Origin of the sequence: Proteus appendicitidis (genome assembly GCF_030271835.1) — a bacterium.
Lineage (GTDB): Bacteria > Pseudomonadota > Gammaproteobacteria > Enterobacterales > Enterobacteriaceae > Proteus > Proteus appendicitidis.
This window is the reverse complement of record NZ_CP127389.1, coordinates 801,215-822,155: the sequence shown is the minus strand read 5'-3', so window position 1 is coordinate 822,155 and position 20,941 is coordinate 801,215. Positions and strand designations below refer to the sequence as shown.

Here is a 20,941-nt window from a genome sequence, read left to right as displayed (position 1 = left end):
TGACTTTTTGTCAAAATTAAGCTGTTCTGTTATTTATAAATAACAACGATAATTATGCCTCATTTACACGCTTAAACATTTGAAATATAATAAAAACAAATAAAATCATTATGTTAAGATAAAATCACTTTAATCGGGATTTATTAATTTTTACGAAAATAGACAAAATTCTGTTGTTCAGATAGTGACTTATGCAATAATAGTGCTATATTAAGCAAAGAAATACTTAATGTATAAATTTTAAACTCATTCATGTGCAATTGAATGTTTAGTATTGTCTTTCGATATGCTATTACTTTGTTAGAAATAATAAATATAATTATTAAACTCTTTTAGCATGCGAGTAAATATAAACGCTCATTTTCCAGTTTATGTTTTTTATTAATCCATTAATGAATTATGTGATGTATCTCGTTAATAAGCTCAACTTTAAGTATTTATCATTATTAATGAATATTTTCTATTAATTCAATTACGATATGTTATGGACGAATATTCACCAGAAAAAGTAGATTTAGCCGAATTGTCGTTTTTGTGCGAAGAGCTATTACAGCAAGCTTTAGGCTCCTTAGATAAAGGAAGCACAGTTTGGCACAACGATCTGAGTAGCACAAAAAGCGTTGACCTTAATGTTCTAATTGAACACATTATGGACTTTAGTTGGAAATTTAAGATTAAGCACCCAGATAAACATGTAATTAATACGCTTATAGAAGAGTACCTTGAAGAGACTTATCGTTTATTTGGTAATACATCAATTTCTTACTCAGATATCAATAATTGGAAAGAGTTAAACCAGTCACTTTTAACTCTCATTGCCAAAAACCCAACAAATTATATTAAATAATTTTAATTATCTTTAGTTTTATTTTAATAATAGAGAAAAGACAACATGACTAAGACAGACTATCTAATGCGTTTAAGAAAATGTACTTCAATCGAAACATTAGAACGTGTGATTGAAAAAAACAAATATGAGCTTTCTGATGATGAACTGGAGCTGTTTTATTCAGCAGCCGACCACCGTTTAGCAGAACTCACAATGAATAAGCTATATGATAAAATTCCAGCGTCTGTTTGGAAATTTGTAAGATAATCTAGTTCTATTTAATTACCTTAGTTTTATTTTTGCTATTTTTATTTTTTATAGTATTAGGGTTATTAGTTCTTAATTTAGATATCGTTTTATTCGCGTTTTCTTATCAGTAGAATGATTACACACCATCATGCCGTTGACTTATTACGGCATGACTGCACTGCTTTGCTCAAATATTCTTTCATTTATAAATATGACCGTAAATATTCCAATAATAAATTGATACATTAAGCATACTATTTTTTATTCAATACGATTTTCTATTCGATACGATTGATTCTTAAACTCAAAGAAAACAGCGCTCAAAAAAACACGCGTGTAGAGTAAAACATAAGGGGAAACAAAAATCCTAGAAGATAATCATTATGAGAGATTAGATATTACGAAAGGCTAAAAATTGGGTGGGGCCTTGCCAGCGACATCCCGGCACACGCGACACCTGTCATGGCTGCTTCCTTCCGGACCTGACCGAGTTAACAAGTTAGCGTTGCGGGAGAACCAACAAGACCCCATAGATTGTCTTATTGCTAAGACGTCACGCATTATGTTTTAAACTGACCCAAATAGCAAGGAAAGCGAGCCTAAGTGATGATTAATTACCCAATTTTTCTCTCGCTGATTATTCAATTGCCTTTAACGCTCTTTTTGTCCCTCATAAATTCACCAGAAAGTATTCAATAAGTGGATAAATCATAATCTCATCAACGCTGTTTATTTATCATTAGATTGCTATCTAAGATAAAAAGGGAGATTATTTTTTTATCTTCTGAGGATTGTATATAATCAGCGTTATAAAAAATAACCAGATCTAATGATACAGGTACACTATGAGTCAAGCATTGAAAGATCTCATCAATTTGATGGCACTTGAAAAAATAGAAGAAGGTCTATTTAGAGGTCAAAGCGAAGATATAGGATTACCTCAAGTTTTTGGTGGGCAAGTTGTCGGACAAGCACTATACGCTGCAAAACAGACAATTGCTGATAACCGCTACATCAACTCATTTCATAGCTACTTTTTACGTCCTGGCGATAGCCGCAAGCCTATCGTTTATGATGTGGAATTTATCCGTGATGGCGGTTCATTTAGTACTCGTAGAGTCAGTGCTATTCAGCATGGTAAACCTATTTTTTATATGACCGTTTCTTTTCAAGAATTTGAAGAGGGCTTTGAACATCAAGATATAATGCCTGATGTTCCTTTTCCAAATGAACTTATCCCACAGCATGAAATTTTAAAGAAATTAGCACCTAAATTACCCGAACCGATTAGATCTTTAGCACTACGAGAAACACCTTTTGAAGCACGTCCAGTGCAATATTTTAGCCCTTTTGGCTACTCTAAAGCGCCCGCTGAACGCTATGTTTGGTATCGTAGTCGTGGTGAAATGCCATCAGATCCTTTCTTGCATCAATACTTGCTTGGTTATGTTTCTGATTTTGATTTTTTACCAACCGCTCTCCAACCTTATGGCTTAGGCTTTATGGATACAAGTCTGCAGGTCGCTACGATTGACCATTCTATGTGGTTTCATCGTCCATTCCGTGTGGATGATTGGTTACTTTATGTGATTGAAAGCCCTTCAGCGTCAGGCGGTAGAGGATTTGTTAGAGGTAAATTCTTTAATACAAATGGTCAACTAGTCGCATCTTCTGTTCAAGAAGGGGTTATTCGCCAAAAACGGACTAAACATTCAAAATAATATTTTGGCATATTCCCCCCTCAAACGAGGGGGAATAGACAATTATTGTTGATAAGCTCTTTCACCATGCGTGGTTAAATCTAATCCATCATGCTCTTCCTCTTCTGAAACACGTAAACCAACCAGTTTATCTGCGATTTTAAAGCTTATATAAGCGACAACACCAGACCAAATCACTGTGATCACAACACTTATTAATTGAATTAAAACTTGTTTACTAAGTGTCATACCATCGCTGTATCCCACGCCTCCTAAAAATGAAGCCGTAAATACCCCTGTTAATAAGCAACCTGCGATACCACAAGTACCGTGAATGCCGAAAACATCACAAACATCATCCGCTTTTAACCAACGTTTTAAAACAACAACGCCCCAAAGCCCGATGATCCCTCCTACTACACCGATAAATAAAGCACCCATCACTCCGACTGTGCCAGCAGCAGGTGTAATTGCCACTAATCCTGCAATACAACCTGAACAACTGCCTAGCATGGAAGGTTTTCCTCTGGTGAGCCATTCTGATGCAGTCCAAGAAAGCACCGCTCCTGCAGTTGCGATTACTGTATTTAGAAATGCTAAAGCTGCGATCGCATTTGCACTGCCAGCAGAGCCTGCATTAAAGCCAAACCAACCAATATAGAGCACCGCTGTACCTGTAAAGACCATCGGCAAATTATGAGGTTTAAGCGCGGTATGTTGACTATCACGTCGCTTACCAAGTAAGTAAGCACCAACAAGAGCTGCAATAGCTGCATTAATATGTACGACGGTTCCCCCAGCAAAATCTAATGCACCATCATCGATTAACCAACCACCTTCTCCCCATACCATATGCGCAATCGGGATATAAGAAAATGTGAACCAAATAACGGTGAAAATAAGCAATGCAGAAAAACGAACTCGCTCACCTAATGCACCAACAATTAATGCAACGGTTATCACTGCAAAAGAGCCTTGAAAAGCAATATGTACATATTGATTAATTGAACCAGAGAGTGAATCTAGTGATACGTTATTCAAAAAAGTAAGTGACCACCCACCCCACATTTTATTACCCGCGGTAAATGCCAAACTATAGCCAAATGTAACCCAAAGAATAACAACCACACTGAAAATCATCATCACTTGCGTGATCAAAGAAAGTACGTTTTTTCCTCTCAATAATCCGCCATAAAACAAAGCGATACCGGGTATCGTCATAAAAAAGACCAAAGCAGTACATACCAACATAAAACCGTTGTCAGCTTTATCAACTGCCACTGTTTCAGTCGCAAATACGGATGAAGAAAAGTGTGTGAGCACTAACATTAATAGCAAAGAAAGTAAGCGTTTCATCGAATATCTCCTTTAAAGTGCTTCATCACCAGACTCACCGGTACGAATACGGACAGCCTGCAATAATTCAAAAACAAAAATTTTTCCATCTCCTACCTTCCCTGTATCAGTCGCTTGCATAATCACTTGCATAACTGGCTCCAGTTGATCATCGCAAATAGCTAGCTCTATTTTTACTTTGGGGAGAAAATTAACTTCGTATTCTGCGCCTCTATACAACTCCGCATGACCTTTTTGTCGCCCATATCCCTTTACTTCACTGATTGTCATTCCCTTTATACCTAACTCAGAAAGCGACTCTCGTACTTCTTCTAATTTAAATGGCTTAATAATGGCGATGATATATTTCATATAAACCTCGTCGATATTTAAAAGAACCAAGCCCATATAGAAAAGCAAAAGGCATGCCATTATTTAACACATTGATATTTAAACAAAAATAAAATTATTGAAATAGTGAAAATGAAAAGGCTCACCGAGTTGGTGCAAAAATACGATGGCTATTTTGATAAAAGCGAGATAATAGGGAAGTAAAAAAGGCGCATACATAAAGATAATGCGCCCTCTAGAATTATGTTTTTTATTTAAGGTGATTATTCTACTTCAACAGGGACTTGTTCTTGTAAAGATTCTCTGACTTGCTGTAATTGATACATATTATAATATCGACCTTTTTGTGAAAGTAACTTAGCATGATCACCCTGTTCGACAATTGCACCACGATGAAGCACCACAATTTCATTGGCTTCAATAATAGTAGAAAGTCGATGAGCAATAACAATCAGTGTTGTTTTTTCCCTAACTACTTTTAGCGCCTTCTGTATGGCTTGTTCTGTTCCTGAGTCAATATTTGCTGTTGCCTCGTCCAAAATAAGAATACGAGGAGGTATTAATAATACACGCGCCAATGCAAGTAGCTGTTTTTGTCCTGCGGATAAGCGACTACCTTGCTCACCGAGTTCTGTTTGTAGCCCTTCAGGTAAGGTTTTAACCCATTGATCAAGTTGAACCGTTTCTAATACCTGCCATAAATGTGATTCATCACATTTACGCCCTAACGTAATATTGTCATACAGTGAACCCGATAATAAAACGGGATCTTGCTGCACCATCGCAATACCACTGCGTAGTGCTGTATGAGAATACGATCCTAATGGTTGCTTATCTAAAGAGATACTTCCTTTTTGCCAAGGATAATTTCCCATTAATAAGCTGGCTAAAGTACTCTTGCCACTTCCTGTGTGCCCAACGAATGCGACAAAATGACGAGCAGGAATAGTTAAATTGATATCTTTTAATACCCATTGCTCATCACGATACGCAAACCAAAGAGAGTTAACATCGATATTACCTTGAGTGATGGAATGTGATGATGAACCGTAGTGTTGTAAGGGTGCATCCATCAGTTCAAAAACACGCTCACCAGAGACAACCGCCTGTTGCAAAATTGATTGCTGTGATGTCAATGTGATCAAGGGTTCATTTAATCGACCTAGATAACTAATAAACGCATAAATAACCCCAACACCAATAACTGCACTGCCTTGATACCCAAATAGCATTAATAAGCCACACAGAACCAACGCAGAGAGCATACTTAATAAAGGACGTAATAACAGACCATCCAGTTTTAACGCTTTCATACGTGCTTGGTAATGTTGCCAACTGTCATCTGATATTCTTTCGCCAAATCGAGCTTGTTGCCTAAATTGCTGAATAACTGACATGCCATTGATAACTTCGTGGAAACCATCATTAATATTGGCAAGAAAATGACGTACATTACGTACAATCGGTGTGCTCAGTCGCTGATAAAGCATCATCACACCTATCACTGCAGGAAATATCATCATTGCAACAAGCGCCATTTGCCATTCCAATAAGAACATCGCTATCAGCATAACAACCACTAAAGCAATTGCTCGAAATAGTGTCGGTAACACGTTCACGAACAAATCTTTAATCGTCTCGGTATCATTTGTTACACGAGAAATTAACTGCCCCACGGGCTGATTATCAAAAGCACTTAATGGCTGTTTTAGAGCCGCACTCATTACATCAGTACGTAATTGTTGTACAACCCCAACAGCAGCATGATTAAACACAATTGCCTGATAATAGTGAAGTGTCGCGGCGATCACCTGCAAAAGAATAAAAGCCAACGCGAGACCTAAGGATGACATTAATTCCACATTATTCGTGGCAACTTTTGCATCAATAAAATAGCCAACAATTAATGGTCCCCCCACTTCTGCAACGGCAGCAACCCACAACATAATGACACCCCATGTCATGGGTTTGCGATAGGTTTTACCATAAGTCAAAAGGCGCTTTAATGCAGGTAATAGCGCTTTAACGGATTTATTTTTATTCATCGTCATCCAGCGCGGCCTCTAATTGCTGATAATGGTACATATCTTGATACCAACCTGGTATTGAAATTAACTGCTGATGTGTACCTTGCTCTATAATCTCGCCTTGTTTCAAAACTAAGATATTCGTAGCACCAACCAATGCAGATAAGCGATGAGCGCTGATAATTAAGGTTCTATCTTTTCGCCATTGTGACAAGTTTTGCAGGATTTGATATTCTGTTTGTCCATCAACTGCAGATAATGCGTCATCTAATAATAGAATCTCGGCATCCAGTAATAGCGCTCGGGCAATAGAAATACGCTGTTTTTGTCCACCAGATAACATCACACCTTTTTCACCTACCTGTGTTTGATACCCTTGCGGTAAGCGCAAAATATCCTCGTGAATATTTGCCAGTTTCGCAACAGACTCTATTTCTTCTTTTGTCGCATCAGGACGACCTAAAGCAATATTTCCCGCGATGGTATCGGAAAATAGGAAGGGAGTTTGGTTAACAACAGCCAATCGCGCTCGCCATTCATCAAGTTTCAATTGATAAATAGGAACTGATTGAAAACAAATTTCACCTTCGGTGATATCGTAAAGTCGTTGAATAGCACTAAGTAATGTACTTTTACCACTGCCAGTCACACCACAAATACCTAGCATTTCACCGGGTGATAATGTGAAATGAACGTTTTTCAGTGTTTGTGTCGTTTGTTCGGGATATTGGAAATGTTTGATATCAACGGATAATACTCCTCGACCTGGCTTTGGTGATAACTCACCATCAACCATATCGAGTTTTTCATCCAATAAACTATTAATGCGACTATAAGCAGCACTGCCACGCTCAACAATATTAAACATCCATGCTAAAGCCAGCATTGGCCAGATCATTTGCCCCAAATACATCACAAAACTGGTTAATTCACCCAATGTCATTCTGCCATTAATTACAAAATAGCTGCCACCAGCAACAGCGAGTAAATTAGCAAAACCAATAGCCATAAAAATAGTAGGATCAAATAGCGCATCAATTCTTGCAACACGCATATTTTGTCGTCCAGTTTCTTTTGCCACATCATCAAAACGGGAGGCATGTTGTTGCTCTAGCCCGAATGATTTGATCATACGAATACTACTCAAGCTTTCTTGTGCTTGATTATTAAGTGAAGAGAAAAGTGCCTGTGCCGTTTTAAAGCGACTATGTAATTTATCGCCATATCGCTTAATCAAAATTGCCATGATTGGCATAGGTAGTAATGAAATCAGTGTCAGTTCCCAACTTAACTGAATGCTCATCATGACAAGTACAGCAAGCCCCATAACCATAGAATCCACTAAGGTCAGTACACCTTCGCCTGCGGCAAAAACCACTTTATCAACATCGTTGGTGGTACGTGCAATTAAATCGCCTGTGCGATAACGATGATAAAAAGAGGAAGATTGTTGATTAAGTTGTTGGTAAATTTGCATCCGCAGTTTTACTGCTAATTGATAAGATGCGCCAAATAACCAAAGACGCCAAAAATAACGCAAAAGATAAACCGCGAGGGCTATTAATACCATCACGCCAATCCAATTCATCACTTGGCTAAACGTCAGACTATGGTTATCGACACCATCCACAATGATCCCAACAATCTTTGGAGGGATCACCTGTAATACTGCGATAACCATCAATAAGAAAATGGCACCTACATAACGACGCCATTCATTGAGAAAATACCAACTGAGCTGTGAAAATAGAGCCACGCCTTAAATCCTAAGGTTATACAAAAATAAAAGTGCCAGTTGGTAAAGATGAACCTTATTCAGGTATCGGCATTGCCGTTGTGTATTTAATTTTTTCCATTGCGAAGTTAGAAGTCACATCAATAAGACCCGGTACGCCATTAACCATACGCTTATAAAATAGGTCGTAACTTTTCATGTCTACTACTTCAACATGCATTAGATAATCACACTCACCCGCCATTCGATAGAATGTCAGTACTTCTGGCATTTGCTTAACAAATGAAACAAACTGTTCGTACCATTCGCTATTATGCTGCTGTGTTCTAATCATAACAATAACTGTTAGACCTAGCCCGATTTTTTCACTATCAAGCAACGCAACGCGTTTACGAATATACCCTTCATCCTCTAATCTTTTCAATCGTTTCCAGCAAGGTGTTGAGGTTAGGTTAACAGCCTCAGCCAAAGTATTCAGTGAGAGGCTTGAATCTTCCTGTAACAGCGCTAATAGTTTACGGTCAATCTTATCTAACATAGATACTCCTTCAAAATATGCCCCTACAAAAAATAATGATAACCTGCCCCTTACTATAAGAGTAATCATCTAATGATAAATCGGTAATAAATTGCCATAATATATGTACTTTTATGCGTACTAATCCCTATAGAAATTCAATATTCAGGAGTATTCTGATGAAAAAAACGGTCGTTGTCTTTAGTGGTGGACAAGATTCGACAACCTGCCTTATTCAAGCGTTGGAAAAGTACGATGAAGTACATTGCATTACATTTAATTATGGGCAACGCCATAAAGAAGAAATTGAGGTAGCACAAAAAGTTAGTCAATTACTGGGCGCAACAGCGCATAAAGTTTTAGATGTAAGTTTACTCAACGAACTCGCCATCAGTAGCTTAACTCGCGACAATATTCCTGTTCCTGATTTCAAAGAAAGTGAAGAAAGTGATATTCCTAGTACCTTCGTACCAGGTAGAAATATCCTTTTCCTCACTTTGGCTGCAATTTACGCTTATCAAATTGGCGCTGAGAGTGTCATCACGGGTGTTTGTGAGACAGATTTTTCTGGTTACCCAGATTGTCGAGATGAATTTGTAAAAGCACTCAATCATGCTGTCAGCCTAGGTATTGCTCGTGATATCAAATTTATCACGCCATTAATGTGGCTAGATAAAGCCGAAACGTGGGCTTTAGCTGATTACTATAAAAAGTTAGATTTCGTTCGTCATGAAACTTTAACTTGCTATAACGGTATTCAGGGGGATGGCTGTGGTGAATGCGCGGCTTGTCATTTAAGACAACGAGGATTAAACACCTACTTAGCCGATAAAACACCTATTATGCAGACCATGAAACAGAAAGTGGGTCTTAAATAATCATCAGAATTACCTGATTAATTATCACTGCTACCTGCCATTCTATTCGTTTATGTTTTCATTTATGCATTCACTTATGCAGTGATAATTTATTAAACATTATCACTGCATTAAATCATCTTAGATTAGCCTGAAGTGTTTAATAAGAGATCTCTAATACTCTCTTTGTGTATTAGGATGATTGGCGTACATATTCAAGCTTCTCTCTTAACTGCTCTGTTAATGTCAGTGCTTTTTTGGTATTGATATCAACAAGAACAAAAGTAATTAATGCATCAGAGATAAGTGCGCCATCTTTTTTTCTCACAATCTTTTGAGAAAGCACGCCACTTTTAATTCCCACTTCAGCAACATCACAATCAATTAGTAGCTCATCACCTAAACTTGCAGGTAAGCGATAATTAATATTGATATTAGCAACCACTAATGCCAAACCATTGCGCTTAAACCAATCAAAATCTAAATGTTGCTCAATCCAGTCCCATCGAGCTTGCTCTAAAAACTCAAGGTAACGTGCATTATTCACATGTTCAAAAACATCTAAATGAAAACCATAAACTTTAATTAATGTACTCATATCAATTTATTACCTCTTGATTATTCTAATAAACTTTTTATAAATTTTTTATGCGATACCATAAATATAGCCAAGAAAATAAATTTAGTAATTTTTGATATAGTTTTATCTCGTTTTCTTTTAACAAAGAAAACGTGTTTCTCTTATCAAAATACAAACCAAGAGAAACACGGAGATTTTCAATCAATATTCACGTTTCTGCTATCACTTATACTCAATATCGTATAAGAATGAACACCTTAATTAATAACAATAAAATCACGATTTTGATCAACTAACTTCATACCAATTCCAAAAACTTTTTCAAGTTCATCGATAGAGGTAAAACGCCCTAACTGCTCGCGATAATCAATAATGGCTTGTGCTTTCGCTTTTCCGATCCCTTTTAATCCCATTAATTCATCTACTGTTGCCGTATTTAAATTAACTTTACCTTCTGTACTGGCTTTATTTTCTTTAGCATCACGAACAACAGATGAGTGAGTTTCAATAGAAACCGTTGGGGTTGAAGCGGGTGTTTCTTCTGCATAAGAGAAAGGAGAAAGCCCTAATCCCAAGGCAAGACAGATAGAAGCCATAAAACCTGACAACATTTTTTTATCCATTTTCATAATCATCATTTCCTTTTATTCAATAATTTTAAATTCAATAACAAACAGAGATTTCTGAATGCAGAAAAAGAGTGCCAATATACTGATAAATCGGCAATTGTATAAAAAGAAAACTACGAGAAACTAGGAAAAATAAAAATGAACAAAAGAAGCATTACAAAAAATTATCGTGCTGGCTCTCAAATATGAATTTTTTTAAGCGGTAACCTTATTTGTTTAAATAACCAAGAATAGCAGCCATAAAAAAACCCAGCTTGATGCTGGGTTTTCAATTTAATAACTCAAATTCGATTATTGATAGTCTTTATCAAAAATTTCAATTTTAGCGTTATCTTTTAGGTCGCGTAACATGAGTTGTAACGCTTCTTCGCCCATCTGAGCGCGATAGAGATTAGTCATAAACTCTAGTTGTTCAGATGTTGGCTTACCATCTGTTACGCTATCCAATTGAATAAGAACGACTTTAGTGCCTGGCACATTAGTCATACCATACTCTTTTTTGCCTTCAGCGGGTTTTGGCATAGAGAAAATCGCGGTTTGTACTACATCTGTTGCAGATGAGTGAACAATGCTTTCTTCACTACCAAACGAAATATTAGCGGCTTTCAGTGCTTCTTCGCCTTTGCCTTCTTTCAAGGCAGCTAAAAGTTTTTGGGCTTCTGCATTCATTGCTTGTGATGCTTTTTGCTGTTTAACCAGCATAACAACTTGATCACGCACTTTATCTAATGGTTGGGTTGCTGAAGGCTTATAACCTTCTACACGCACGATAAATGCACTGTCATTACCTAACGTCACCATGTCTGAATTCATGCCTGTTGGGCCATTTTCATCCACTAATGAACCACCAAAAATTAACTGGGTGAGTTTTTCATTATTTAATGGTGCAGGAACCGTATTTTCATCAAACCAATCAGTATTAACCACAGTCACGTTACCCGCTTTTGCAGCAGGCGCGAGTGTGTCATTGTCATTAGATGCAGCTTGGCTCACTTTTTGTTGTAATGCGAAGAAATCATCAATCGCTTTGTTTTCACGCATTTTTGCCAGTAAATCTGTTTTCACTTCATCAAATGGTTTTACAACAGATTGTTTGACATCATCAAGGCGGAAAATTGCGTAGCCATTGCTGATTTTAACAGGCTCAGAGATTTGACCTTTTTCTGTCAAACTTGCGTTAGCCAGCTCTGGTAACTCTTGTCCAATAGTTATCCAACCTAAAGAACCATTTTGTTTTTTAGAGAAGCTATCAATAGATTTTTCTTTCACTAACGAAACAAAATCAGCGCCTTTTTTCAGCTCATCTTCTGCCGCTTTAGCCGCTGTTTCATCAGCTAATACTAAGATGCTGTACTGTTTCTGTCCTACTGCCGTGAATTCATCAATATTACTATCGTAGTAAGCCTTCGCTTCTTCATCAGTAATGTTGATATTATTAAAATCTTTTTGAGCATTTAATTGGATGTAGCTAATTTTAAATTGCTCTGGCGCGATGAACATTTGGTTATTTTGCTCATAGAACGCTTTCACTTCTTCATCAGATGCCGTTTCTTTTTCAAGGAATGGCTGAATGTCTAATGATGCTAAACGTACATTACGGCTTTGTAGCATTAATCCAGCAAATTCTTTAACTTCGCTATCTAAGGCAAAATCTGTACCTTGGATAGAAAATTTTAATTGCTGATTAATAAGGTTTTGACGAATACCTTCTGCAAAAGCATCTGCATCAATATTATTGCCTTTCAATAAATCGACATATTTTTTATTGTCAAATTTGCCGTCAGTTTGAAAGTAAGGAAGTGCAAAAATAGCATCTCTGATTTGCTGATCACCGGCTGAAATACCCAGATTTTGTGCAAATTGATCAAGTAAGGCTTGGTTAATCAGTAAATCAAGTGCTTGTTGGCGAATAAGTTTCTGACCTTCTTCTGATGAAGCAAGAGCAGCAAAATTTTCACCCATATCTTGTTGTAATTGAGCGCGACGTTGTTGATAAGTTTGCTCTAATTGAGAACGGCTAATTTTATATCCGTTAACTTCAGCAGCATCATTAACGCCTGAACTAAAGAGGTATCCGCCCACACCGGTTAGGACGAAGGAGAGGATGATCACAGCTAATAATATCTTTATAAATGGATTATTAGCAGTGGAACGAATGTTGTCCATCATAACGAGACGAGGCTCCGTTTGGTGAAATAAAAATTATTTTTATGGGTGTTACACGACTATTTTGAGCACAGCGAAAAGATAATATGCCCATGCTGGCTTAATATCAAAATGTCGCGACACGCGACAATCATTAAAAACAGCCAGTCCCGTATTAATGCGCAGTCTTAACACGCACTTTCTATAACTAAGAAAAAACTAAACAGCATTATTTGATTCATTGATTACGATAACCATTTAACTCACCACTGAATCATTCATTGTTGTCTATTTCAGTTATAGAACAACGCGTCATTCTATCAAATGACTACTTCAGTTTCACGTCTTATCGCCAGAGAATACAAGGTTTAATCGTGATTTATAACCTAAAAAAGAAAAGCGCATCTCAAAAAGATGCGCTTCATTTTTTTAATTGAGTCGTTTTCTGTTTACCCATAACGTTAAACTAATAACAAATTGGCAGAAAATAAGTTCAACTATTATTGATTAACTGCGTCTTTTAAGCCTTTACCAGCACGGAATGCAGGAACTTTTGCAGCTTCAATTTGAATTTCTTTACCTGTTTGTGGGTTACGGCCTGTACGAGCTGCACGATCACGTACAGTGAAAGTACCGAAACCTACTAATGCTACATCATCACCTTTTTGTAAAGATTCAGTGATAGAAGCAACCAGAGCATCTACAACACGACCTGCTGCCGCTTTTGAGATATCTGCATTTGCAGCAATTTTATCGACCAGTTGAGTTTTATTCACGCTTTCATCCCCATAATTTTATGCGTTATTTTTCACCATTAATGGCAAATTTTGCAAACGTCGTTATATCAAGCCTTTTTAGATATAGCAAGACCGATAAAACAGCATTTTTAATTAAAATCGCCATTAAATTAGCGACACAAAAAAAGGCTGGCAAGCTTTTATTACTTATCCAGCCTTTTTTTTAGCTATTATTTATGACTAATATCACTCTTTAGTGTGATTTATCAGTCACAACTTCCATGCCAAACGGTGAGTTTTGCAGGGCTAACGATAAAACTTCCTCAATTGTTTTCACCGGGTGAATATCCAGATCAGCAACAATATTTTCAGGAATTTCTTCTAAATCACGTTTATTTTCATCTGGGATAAGAACTGTCTTAATTCCACCACGATGTGCAGCAAGTAACTTTTCTTTCAGTCCGCCAATTGGCAATACTTGTCCGCGTAACGTAATTTCGCCCGTCATTGCAACATCAGAACGCACAGGATTACCTGTTAGGCTTGATACCAATGCAGTACACATTGCGATACCTGCACTTGGACCATCTTTTGGTGTTGCGCCTTCAGGAACGTGTACGTGCATATCACGTTTCTCATAGAAATCGCCATTAATACCAAGTTTATCAGCACGAGCACGAACGACAGTCATCGCCGCTTGAATAGACTCTTGCATCACTTCACCTAAAGAGCCGGTGAATGTTAGCTTGCCTTTACCCGGTACACTTGCTGTTTCAATAGTCAGTAGATCACCACCAACTTCTGTCCATGCAAGCCCTGTTACCATTCCTACTCGGTTTTCTGTGTCAGCACGACCGTAGTCAACTTTACGAACACCTAAGTAGTCTTTGAGATTATCTTCGTTAATCTCAATATGTTTGATTGTGCTATCCATTAGCAGTTGTTTTACTGCTTTACGGCATAATTTAGAAATTTCACGTTCTAAACTACGTACACCCGCTTCACGCGTGTAATAACGAATAATGCCCATAATTGCGCTGTCATGAATTGTCAGCTCACTTGGTTTTAACGCATTACGTTCAATCTGTTTTGGTAACAAATGTTGCTTAGCAATATTCAGTTTTTCGTCTTCGGTATAACCTGATAAACGAATCACTTCCATACGATCTAACAACGGTGCCGGTATATTCATGGAGTTAGATGTCGCCACAAACATAACATCAGACAGATCGTAATCGACTTCCAGATAATGGTCGTTAAATGCGATATTTTGTTCTGGATCTAACACCTCTAACAGTGCAGAAGCCGGATCGCCTCGCATGTCTGATGACATTTTATCAATTTCATCTAACAGGAAAAGTGGGTTTTTAACGCCAACTTTTGCCATTTTCTGAATTAATTTACCTGGCATAGAACCGATGTAAGTACGACGGTGACCGCGAATTTCAGCTTCATCACGTACACCACCTAACGCCATACGAACATATTTACGGCCTGTTGCTTTAGCAATAGATTGACCCAGTGAGGTTTTACCGACACCTGGAGGTCCTACTAAGCACAGGATTGGCCCTTTAATTTTGCTAACTCGAGACTGTACCGCGAGATATTCAAGGATACGCTCTTTAACACGCTCTAAACCATAATGGTCAGTATCAAGAACTTCTTGTGCTTTCACTAAGTCTTTTTTAACTTTGCTACGGCTATTCCAAGGAACTTGAACCATCCAATCAATATAGCTACGCACAACCGTGGCTTCTGCAGACATTGGCGACATCATTTTTAATTTCTGAAGTTCCGCTTCTGTCTTTTCTTTTGCCTCTTTTGGCATTTTAGCAGCGTCGATTTTACGTTTCAGCGATTCCATTTCATCAGGTGCATCATCCATCTCACCTAATTCTTTTTGAATAGCTTTCATTTGCTCATTGAGATAATACTCACGCTGACTCTTTTCCATCTGCTTTTTAACGCGGTTACGAATGCGTTTTTCAACTTGTAGCAGATCGATTTCTGATTCCATCATCGCCATTAAATATTCAAGGCGTTCGGTGACATCAGACATTTCAAGTACAGCTTGCTTATCTTTTAATTTCAGCGGCATATGAGAAGCAATGGTATCTGCTAATTTCGCTGATTCTTCGATAGCATGTAATGAGGTTAATACCTCTGGCGGAATTTTTTTATTCAGTTTGATATAACCTTCAAACTGATTAATCGTTGTACGATTTAAGACTTCCTGTTCGCGCTCATCAACAGCAGGCGTTTCAAGGTATTCTGCTTTCGCCTGAAAGTATTCACCATTGTCAGATAACGTCGTAATTTTGGCACGACGAATACCTTCAACAAGGACTTTCACTGTTCCATCAGGCAGTTTTAGCATCTGTAAAACAGACGCAACTGTACCAACAGAAAAAAGATCATTAACACCTGGTTCGTCAGTAGATGCATCTTTCTGCGCAACCAGCATAATTTGTTTGTTGTCGTTCATCGCAGCTTCTAAGCAATGAATAGATTTTTCACGACCAACGAACAACGGGATCACCATATGCGGATATACAACGACATCACGTAATGGCAATACAGGTATTTCAATACGTTCTGGACGCTCAGGATTCATAGAGCTCTCTCTTCGTTTTTAGCTTAACGCTTTTACAGGTAATTTTATTCGCATGTCACCAAATAAAATTAATTCCACGGATTGTCAAAATATATAAGGGCACTTTTCTGACATTCAATAGCCTTACCCATTAAAAAAACAAAATGAGGGAAAATTCCCTCATTTTTATTGCGTTGGCGCGCCTTATCTTAAATTTTCCTCTTATTTTGAGAGAAAACCAGATAATGTCAGACAAGAGACATTGCCAAATTACGATGCATTATTCACCAGACGCTTGGTTTTCTAGCTGACTATAAATAATCAGAGGCTCAGATTTTCCATTAATAACGCCTTCATCAATGACCACTTTTTCTGCATTTTCAAATGAAGGAAGGTCATACATCGTATCAAGTAATGCGGCTTCAACAATCGAACGTAAACCACGCGCACCCGTTTTACGTACCATGGCTTTTTTCGCAATCGCAGTCAGCGCTTCCTTACGGAATTCTAAATCTACACCTTCTAATTTAAATAATGCCTGATATTGCTTAGTCAGTGCATTCTTAGGTTCTTGTAAGATTTGGATTAACGCTTCTTCGTTTAATTCGCCGAGTGTTGCAACAACAGGTAAACGACCAATAAATTCAGGGATAAGACCAAATTTAATCAGATCCTCTGGCTCTACTTGAGCTAATAATTCACCTTCGCTAGCTTTCTCTTTTTGGCTTTTAACTTCTGCACCAAAACCGATACCTGAATGCGTATTTAAACGTTGTGCAACAACTTTATCTAGCCCTGCAAATGCACCACCACAAATAAAGAGAATTTTAGAAGTATCAACTTGTAAAAACTCTTGTTGTGGGTGCTTACGTCCGCCTTGTGGTGGAACAGAAGCCACTGTGCCTTCAACTAATTTCAATAATGCCTGCTGTACACCTTCACCAGACACATCACGAGTGATTGATGGGTTTTCAGATTTACGGGTGATCTTGTCAATTTCATCAATATAAACAATACCACGTTGTGCCTTTTGCACATCGTAATCGCATTTTTGTAGCAGTTTTTGAATGATGTTTTCAACATCTTCACCCACATAACCCGCTTCTGTCAGCGTTGTGGCATCTGCCATAGTAAAAGGAACATCAAGGTAGCGTGCTAATGTTTCTGCTAATAACGTTTTACCGCTACCAGTAGGACCAATCAGCAAAATATTACTTTTCCCTAGCTCTACACCATTGGCTTTATCGCCATTACGCAGACGTTTATAGTGGTTATAAACGGCAACAGCCAAAACTTTTTTAGCCAATTCCTGACCGATAACATAGTCATCAAGGTGCTTACGGATTTCATGTGGCGTTGGCAATTCACTGCGTTCATGATGAGGTGCCAGTTCTTTTATTTCTTCACGAATGATATCAACACAAAGATCGACACATTCATCACAGATATAAACCGACGGACCAGCGATCAATTTTTTTACTTCATGCTGGCTTTTACCGCAGAAAGAGCAATACAGAAGCTTCCCTGAGCTATCTTTGCGCTTATCTGTCATCAGTCAACCTCACTTAGTTATTCTTCTTATTCAATTAATAAGAAGAAGAAAGACTTTTTACATAGAGATATTAATAGCCGTTTCCTTTGCGCGATTCTATAACAAAGGAAACGTGTTAATTCAATTGCTATTACAACGAGTAATAATTAGCTACGTTGAGTATAGACTTTATCCACTAATCCGTATTCTAACGCTTCGTTAGCGGATAAGAAACGATCACGCTCAGTGTCTCTTTCTATTTCTTCAATAGATTTACCTGTATGTTGAGCCATTAGCTCATTCATACGAGATTTTACTTTCAAAATTTCTTGAGCATGAATTTGAATATCTGTTGCTTGACCTTGGAAACCACCTAATGGTTGGTGGATCATCACACGAGAGTTAGGTAAGCAAATACGTTTACCTTTCGCACCAGCAGATAATAAGAAAGCGCCCATTGAGCACGCTTGTCCCATACAAATGGTACTCACATCTGCTTTGATATATTGCATGGTGTCATAAATAGACATACCTGCAGTAATGACACCACCTGGTGAATTGATATAAAGGTTGATGTCTTTCTCTGGGTTTTCTGCTTCTAAAAATAGCATTTGAGCAACGATAAGATTAGCCATGTGATCTTCAACTTGGCCAGTCAGGAAAATAATACGTTCTTTTAATAAACGTGAGTAAATGTCGTAAGAACGCTCTCCACGCGAAGTTTGCTCTATAACCATCGGCACCAGAGCCATATTAGGTGCGAATTGTTCCTGTGTGTCGTTAAATGACATGTCTGTCTCCTATTGCATTCTTATTGGTGCCAATGACAACAATTTTACTTGAGATAATTGATCATGACCATTTCTAATGATCTAATCTCTCACAAGACATTCAAGGCGCCTCGCGAGGAGTGATAAAGAGAATATAGAATTATCTGGAGATAATCGCTCAAATTTCAAGGCAAAATTTGATAAATATACACAAACTGAAAAAAACCCGTGGTAAAAACCACGGGTTTTTGCTTAAAACCGATATCGCGGTTAAGAATTAACCCATTTGAACTTCGTTCATCAGTTCAGTGAAGTTAGTTTCTTTTTCAGTTACTTTAGCATTTGCTAAGATTTTTTCTACCGCTTGCTCTTCTAACGCAAGATTACGGATGTTATTCATCAGTTGTTCGTTCTTGTTGTAGAACTCAACAACTTCTGATGGATCTTCGTAAGCTGAAGCCATTTCGTCGATCAGTGCATTCACACGGTCGTCTTCTGCTTTCAGTTCATTACTATTGATCACTTCACCTAACAGTAATCCAACGATTACACGACGTTTAGCTTGTTCTTCGAACAGTTCGCGTGGTAATTGTAGAGCTTGTTTCTCGTCGCCACCAAAACGTTGAGCTGCTTGACGTTGCAGAACTTCGATTTCGCTGTCAACAGCAGCTACAGGTACGTCAACTTCGTTTGCTTTAACTAAGCCATCAATAACTTGTGATTTAACACGAGTACGGATTGCATTTTTCAGTTCACGTTCCATGTTTTTACGTACTTCTGCACGTAAACCATCAACAGAACCATCAGCAATACCAAAACGCTTGATGAACTCTTCAGTTAATTCTGGCAGTTCACGCTCTTCAACTTTTTTCAGGTTGATAGCGAATTGTGCTTTTTTACCTTTCAGGTTTTCAGCGTGGTAATCTTCTGGGAAAGTCACATCAATTGTGAATTCTTCGCCAGCTTTATGACCGATAACGCCTTCTTCGAAACCTGGGATCATACGACCTTGACCCATTGCCAGTACGAAATCTTCAGCTTTTCCGCCTTCGAATTCTTCACCGTCAATAGAACCGTTGAAATCAACAGTTACGCGATCTTCTGCTGCAACTTCACCGTCTTTGTCTTTCCACTCTGCTTGTTGCTTACGCAGTGTTTCTAACATGTTATCAACGTCTTCGTCTTTAACAGTAACAACAGGTTTTACAACTTCAATGCTTTCCAGATCTTTCAGTTCGATTTCTGGGAAAACTTCGAATTCTACAGAGTAAACAAAGTCTTCACCTTCTTTGTATTGCTCTGGTTTGTAGTCAGGCGCGCCAACTGGGTTTACTTTGTTTTCGATGATAGCGTTAATGAAATTACGCTGCATCAGGTCACCCAGAACATCATTCAATACTGACATACCATAACGCTGTTTAACCATTGACATTGGAACGTGACCTTTACGGAAACCATCAATGCGAACAGTTTTAGCAGCTTTTTTCAGTTCACTGTCTACAGCAGTTTGGATATCAGCGGCTGGTACGGTGATTGTGACACGACGCCCTAGGCCTTGAGTCGTTTCAACAGAAACTTGCATCTTGTTACCTCAAAATAAGTTTTAGTGCTCGGTCTACTTTAAAGGAAACTAACATGATATTGACATGTTTAGATTTATTTTCCTTTCAGAACCGGGGCCGCCACATTTAAAAAAACGAGGATCCCTGATATCAGAAGCATCCCGAAACCTTACTGAAAATTAGACGCGACATTATAACGATCTAGAGGGGTTGAGTCGAGAAAGAGCCGTTTTATTCCTCAATTTTTTCATAAAATCGAGCAACTCGCCCCTTTTTCCCTCTATAAAGAACAAAAAATACGCATCTTAGGATCTATTTACTCACGATTAACGATAAGGTTGTTAATCTTCTTGGCTTCCGCCACGACACCCAGGAGAGCGCAATGCTTTATCCTGCTGTTCATTCCATTCGCTCAAAGTAAAAGTGTGTAATGCTAATGCATGAACACCACTTTCCATTTCATGAGCTAATGTTTGGTACACATCACGATGGCGCGAAACACTACGTTTCTCATTAAAATCATCACTCACGATAATGACTTTAAAATGGCTTTCAGAGCCTTCGGGCACATTATGGCGATGGCTTTCGTTTATTACTTGTAAAAAATGCGGTGAAAAGCGTGAAATCAGCTTATTCTCAATATCATCACGGATCATCTCTGCCCCTAATACTCTAGCCTTTATACCATGGTGAACAAAAAACAAGTCAACCAGACTATATTGATTTAGTCTTTATCAATACACAATGATGGGCTTATTCTTTTTAATTTTGCTGATGATAATCGCTTATTTTTC

18 protein-coding genes and 1 other RNA gene are annotated in these 20,941 nt (G+C 38.0%); 4 read left to right on the top strand and 15 right to left on the bottom strand.

Annotated features, from left to right (window positions below):
• Window positions 1-484: 484 nt before the first annotated feature.
• Both tomB and hha read left to right on the top strand, forming a co-directional pair.
• Window positions 485-847, top strand: coding sequence for an Hha toxicity modulator TomB (gene tomB / locus QQS39_RS03820; protein WP_151434333.1), 363 nt, complete (start codon window positions 485-487; stop codon window positions 845-847).
• Between the two features lie 45 nt (window positions 848-892).
• Complete coding sequence (gene hha, locus QQS39_RS03815; RefSeq protein WP_006535062.1) at window positions 893-1,096, top strand: hemolysin expression-modulating protein Hha; 204 nt, start codon at window positions 893-895, stop codon at window positions 1,094-1,096.
• Between the two features lie 407 nt (window positions 1,097-1,503).
• Here hha and ffs read toward each other — a convergent pair.
• An RNA gene (ffs, locus tag QQS39_RS03810) (signal recognition particle sRNA small type) lies at window positions 1,504-1,600 on the bottom strand.
• Between the two features lie 323 nt (window positions 1,601-1,923).
• Here ffs and tesB point away from each other — a divergent pair.
• On the top strand, window positions 1,924-2,799 hold the full coding sequence (gene tesB, locus QQS39_RS03805; RefSeq protein ID WP_151434332.1) for an acyl-CoA thioesterase II: 876 nt from the start codon (window positions 1,924-1,926) through the stop codon (window positions 2,797-2,799).
• Window positions 2,800-2,841: 42 nt separating this feature from the next.
• Here tesB and amtB read toward each other — a convergent pair whose 3' ends face one another.
• The 5 genes from amtB to QQS39_RS03780 all read right to left on the bottom strand — a co-directional run bounded on the left by amtB (window position 2,842) and on the right by QQS39_RS03780 (window position 8,764).
• A complete protein-coding gene (gene amtB / locus QQS39_RS03800; RefSeq protein ID WP_432711551.1) occupies window positions 2,842-4,134 on the bottom strand; it encodes an ammonium transporter AmtB in 1,293 nt (430 codons plus the stop codon).
• Between the two features lie 12 nt (window positions 4,135-4,146).
• Window positions 4,147-4,485 (bottom strand): P-II family nitrogen regulator, encoded by a 339-nt coding sequence (glnK, locus tag QQS39_RS03795; protein ID WP_151434330.1) that lies wholly within the window; start codon window positions 4,483-4,485, stop codon window positions 4,147-4,149.
• A gap of 242 nt (window positions 4,486-4,727) precedes the next feature.
• Entirely contained in the window at window positions 4,728-6,515 is a 1,788-nt protein-coding gene (locus tag QQS39_RS03790) for a SmdB family multidrug efflux ABC transporter permease/ATP-binding protein (RefSeq protein WP_285805409.1), read from the bottom strand.
• On the bottom strand, window positions 6,502-8,247 hold the full coding sequence (locus QQS39_RS03785; RefSeq protein ID WP_151434328.1) for a SmdA family multidrug ABC transporter permease/ATP-binding protein: 1,746 nt from the start codon (window positions 8,245-8,247) through the stop codon (window positions 6,502-6,504). The genes QQS39_RS03790 and QQS39_RS03785 overlap by 14 nt, the downstream gene beginning before the upstream one ends.
• Before the next feature lie 55 nt (window positions 8,248-8,302).
• A complete protein-coding gene (locus QQS39_RS03780) occupies window positions 8,303-8,764 on the bottom strand; it encodes an Lrp/AsnC family transcriptional regulator (protein WP_036911686.1) in 462 nt (153 codons plus the stop codon).
• Between the two features lie 158 nt (window positions 8,765-8,922).
• Between QQS39_RS03780 and queC the strand changes: the two genes are divergently transcribed.
• The gene (gene queC, locus QQS39_RS03775) at window positions 8,923-9,621 is read left to right on the top strand and encodes a 7-cyano-7-deazaguanine synthase QueC (protein ID WP_100159254.1); all 699 of its coding nucleotides are present in this window, start codon (window positions 8,923-8,925) and stop codon (window positions 9,619-9,621) included.
• Window positions 9,622-9,793: 172 nt separating this feature from the next.
• Here the strand turns inward: queC and QQS39_RS03770 are convergent, their stop codons facing one another.
• The 9 genes from QQS39_RS03770 to bolA all read right to left on the bottom strand — a co-directional run bounded on the left by QQS39_RS03770 (window position 9,794) and on the right by bolA (window position 20,803).
• On the bottom strand, window positions 9,794-10,198 hold the full coding sequence (locus QQS39_RS03770) for an acyl-CoA thioesterase (protein ID WP_099074223.1): 405 nt from the start codon (window positions 10,196-10,198) through the stop codon (window positions 9,794-9,796).
• Window positions 10,199-10,437: 239 nt separating this feature from the next.
• Window positions 10,438-10,809, bottom strand: a complete 372-nt coding sequence (locus QQS39_RS03765) for a ComEA family DNA-binding protein (RefSeq protein WP_265576157.1) — start codon at window positions 10,807-10,809, stop codon at window positions 10,438-10,440.
• A gap of 291 nt (window positions 10,810-11,100) precedes the next feature.
• Window positions 11,101-12,978, bottom strand: coding sequence for a peptidylprolyl isomerase (gene ppiD, locus QQS39_RS03760; protein WP_285805408.1), 1,878 nt, complete (start codon window positions 12,976-12,978; stop codon window positions 11,101-11,103).
• A gap of 476 nt (window positions 12,979-13,454) precedes the next feature.
• Window positions 13,455-13,730, bottom strand: coding sequence for a nucleoid-associated protein HU-beta (gene hupB / locus QQS39_RS03755; protein ID WP_151434326.1), 276 nt, complete (start codon window positions 13,728-13,730; stop codon window positions 13,455-13,457).
• 214 nt (window positions 13,731-13,944) lie between these two features.
• Window positions 13,945-16,305 (bottom strand): endopeptidase La, encoded by a 2,361-nt coding sequence (lon, locus tag QQS39_RS03750; protein WP_075671981.1) that lies wholly within the window; start codon window positions 16,303-16,305, stop codon window positions 13,945-13,947.
• Window positions 16,306-16,564: 259 nt separating this feature from the next.
• Window positions 16,565-17,836, bottom strand: coding sequence for an ATP-dependent protease ATP-binding subunit ClpX (gene clpX, locus QQS39_RS03745; protein ID WP_023580862.1), 1,272 nt, complete (start codon window positions 17,834-17,836; stop codon window positions 16,565-16,567).
• 146 nt (window positions 17,837-17,982) lie between these two features.
• Window positions 17,983-18,606: an ATP-dependent Clp endopeptidase proteolytic subunit ClpP gene (clpP, locus tag QQS39_RS03740; RefSeq protein WP_100159251.1), complete on the bottom strand. Its 624-nt coding sequence runs from the start codon at window positions 18,604-18,606 to the stop codon at window positions 17,983-17,985.
• A gap of 256 nt (window positions 18,607-18,862) precedes the next feature.
• Window positions 18,863-20,167: a trigger factor gene (gene tig / locus QQS39_RS03735; protein ID WP_285805407.1), complete on the bottom strand. Its 1,305-nt coding sequence runs from the start codon at window positions 20,165-20,167 to the stop codon at window positions 18,863-18,865.
• Window positions 20,168-20,488: 321 nt separating this feature from the next.
• Entirely contained in the window at window positions 20,489-20,803 is a 315-nt protein-coding gene (gene bolA / locus QQS39_RS03730) for a transcriptional regulator BolA (protein WP_151434325.1), read from the bottom strand.
• Window positions 20,804-20,941 lie beyond the last annotated feature (138 nt).

Bases quoted from the DNA above. Each gene is read 5' to 3' on its own strand.
- clpP (WP_100159251.1), bottom strand. From the start codon at position 18,606: ATGTCATTTAACGACACACAGGAACAATTCGCACCTAATATGGCTCTG.
- queC (WP_100159254.1), top strand. From the start codon at position 8,923: ATGAAAAAAACGGTCGTTGTCTTTAGTGGTGGACAAGATTCGACAACC.
- clpX (WP_023580862.1), bottom strand. From the start codon at position 17,836: ATGACAGATAAGCGCAAAGATAGCTCAGGGAAGCTTCTGTATTGCTCT.
- hha (WP_006535062.1), top strand. From the start codon at position 893: ATGACTAAGACAGACTATCTAATGCGTTTAAGAAAATGTACTTCAATC.
- QQS39_RS03765 (WP_265576157.1), bottom strand. From the start codon at position 10,809: ATGAAAATGGATAAAAAAATGTTGTCAGGTTTTATGGCTTCTATCTGT.
- lon (WP_075671981.1), bottom strand. From the start codon at position 16,305: ATGAATCCTGAGCGTCCAGAACGTATTGAAATACCTGTATTGCCATTA.
- bolA (WP_151434325.1), bottom strand. From the start codon at position 20,803: ATGATCCGTGATGATATTGAGAATAAGCTGATTTCACGCTTTTCACCG.
- QQS39_RS03790 (WP_285805409.1), bottom strand. From the start codon at position 6,515: ATGACGATGAATAAAAATAAATCCGTTAAAGCGCTATTACCTGCATTA.
- amtB (WP_432711551.1), bottom strand. From the start codon at position 4,134: ATGAAACGCTTACTTTCTTTGCTATTAATGTTAGTGCTCACACACTTT.
- tomB (WP_151434333.1), top strand. From the start codon at position 485: ATGGACGAATATTCACCAGAAAAAGTAGATTTAGCCGAATTGTCGTTT.
- ppiD (WP_285805408.1), bottom strand. From the start codon at position 12,978: ATGATGGACAACATTCGTTCCACTGCTAATAATCCATTTATAAAGATA.
- tig (WP_285805407.1), bottom strand. From the start codon at position 20,167: ATGCAAGTTTCTGTTGAAACGACTCAAGGCCTAGGGCGTCGTGTCACA.
- tesB (WP_151434332.1), top strand. From the start codon at position 1,924: ATGAGTCAAGCATTGAAAGATCTCATCAATTTGATGGCACTTGAAAAA.
- QQS39_RS03770 (WP_099074223.1), bottom strand. From the start codon at position 10,198: ATGAGTACATTAATTAAAGTTTATGGTTTTCATTTAGATGTTTTTGAA.
- glnK (WP_151434330.1), bottom strand. From the start codon at position 4,485: ATGAAATATATCATCGCCATTATTAAGCCATTTAAATTAGAAGAAGTA.
- QQS39_RS03780 (WP_036911686.1), bottom strand. From the start codon at position 8,764: ATGTTAGATAAGATTGACCGTAAACTATTAGCGCTGTTACAGGAAGAT.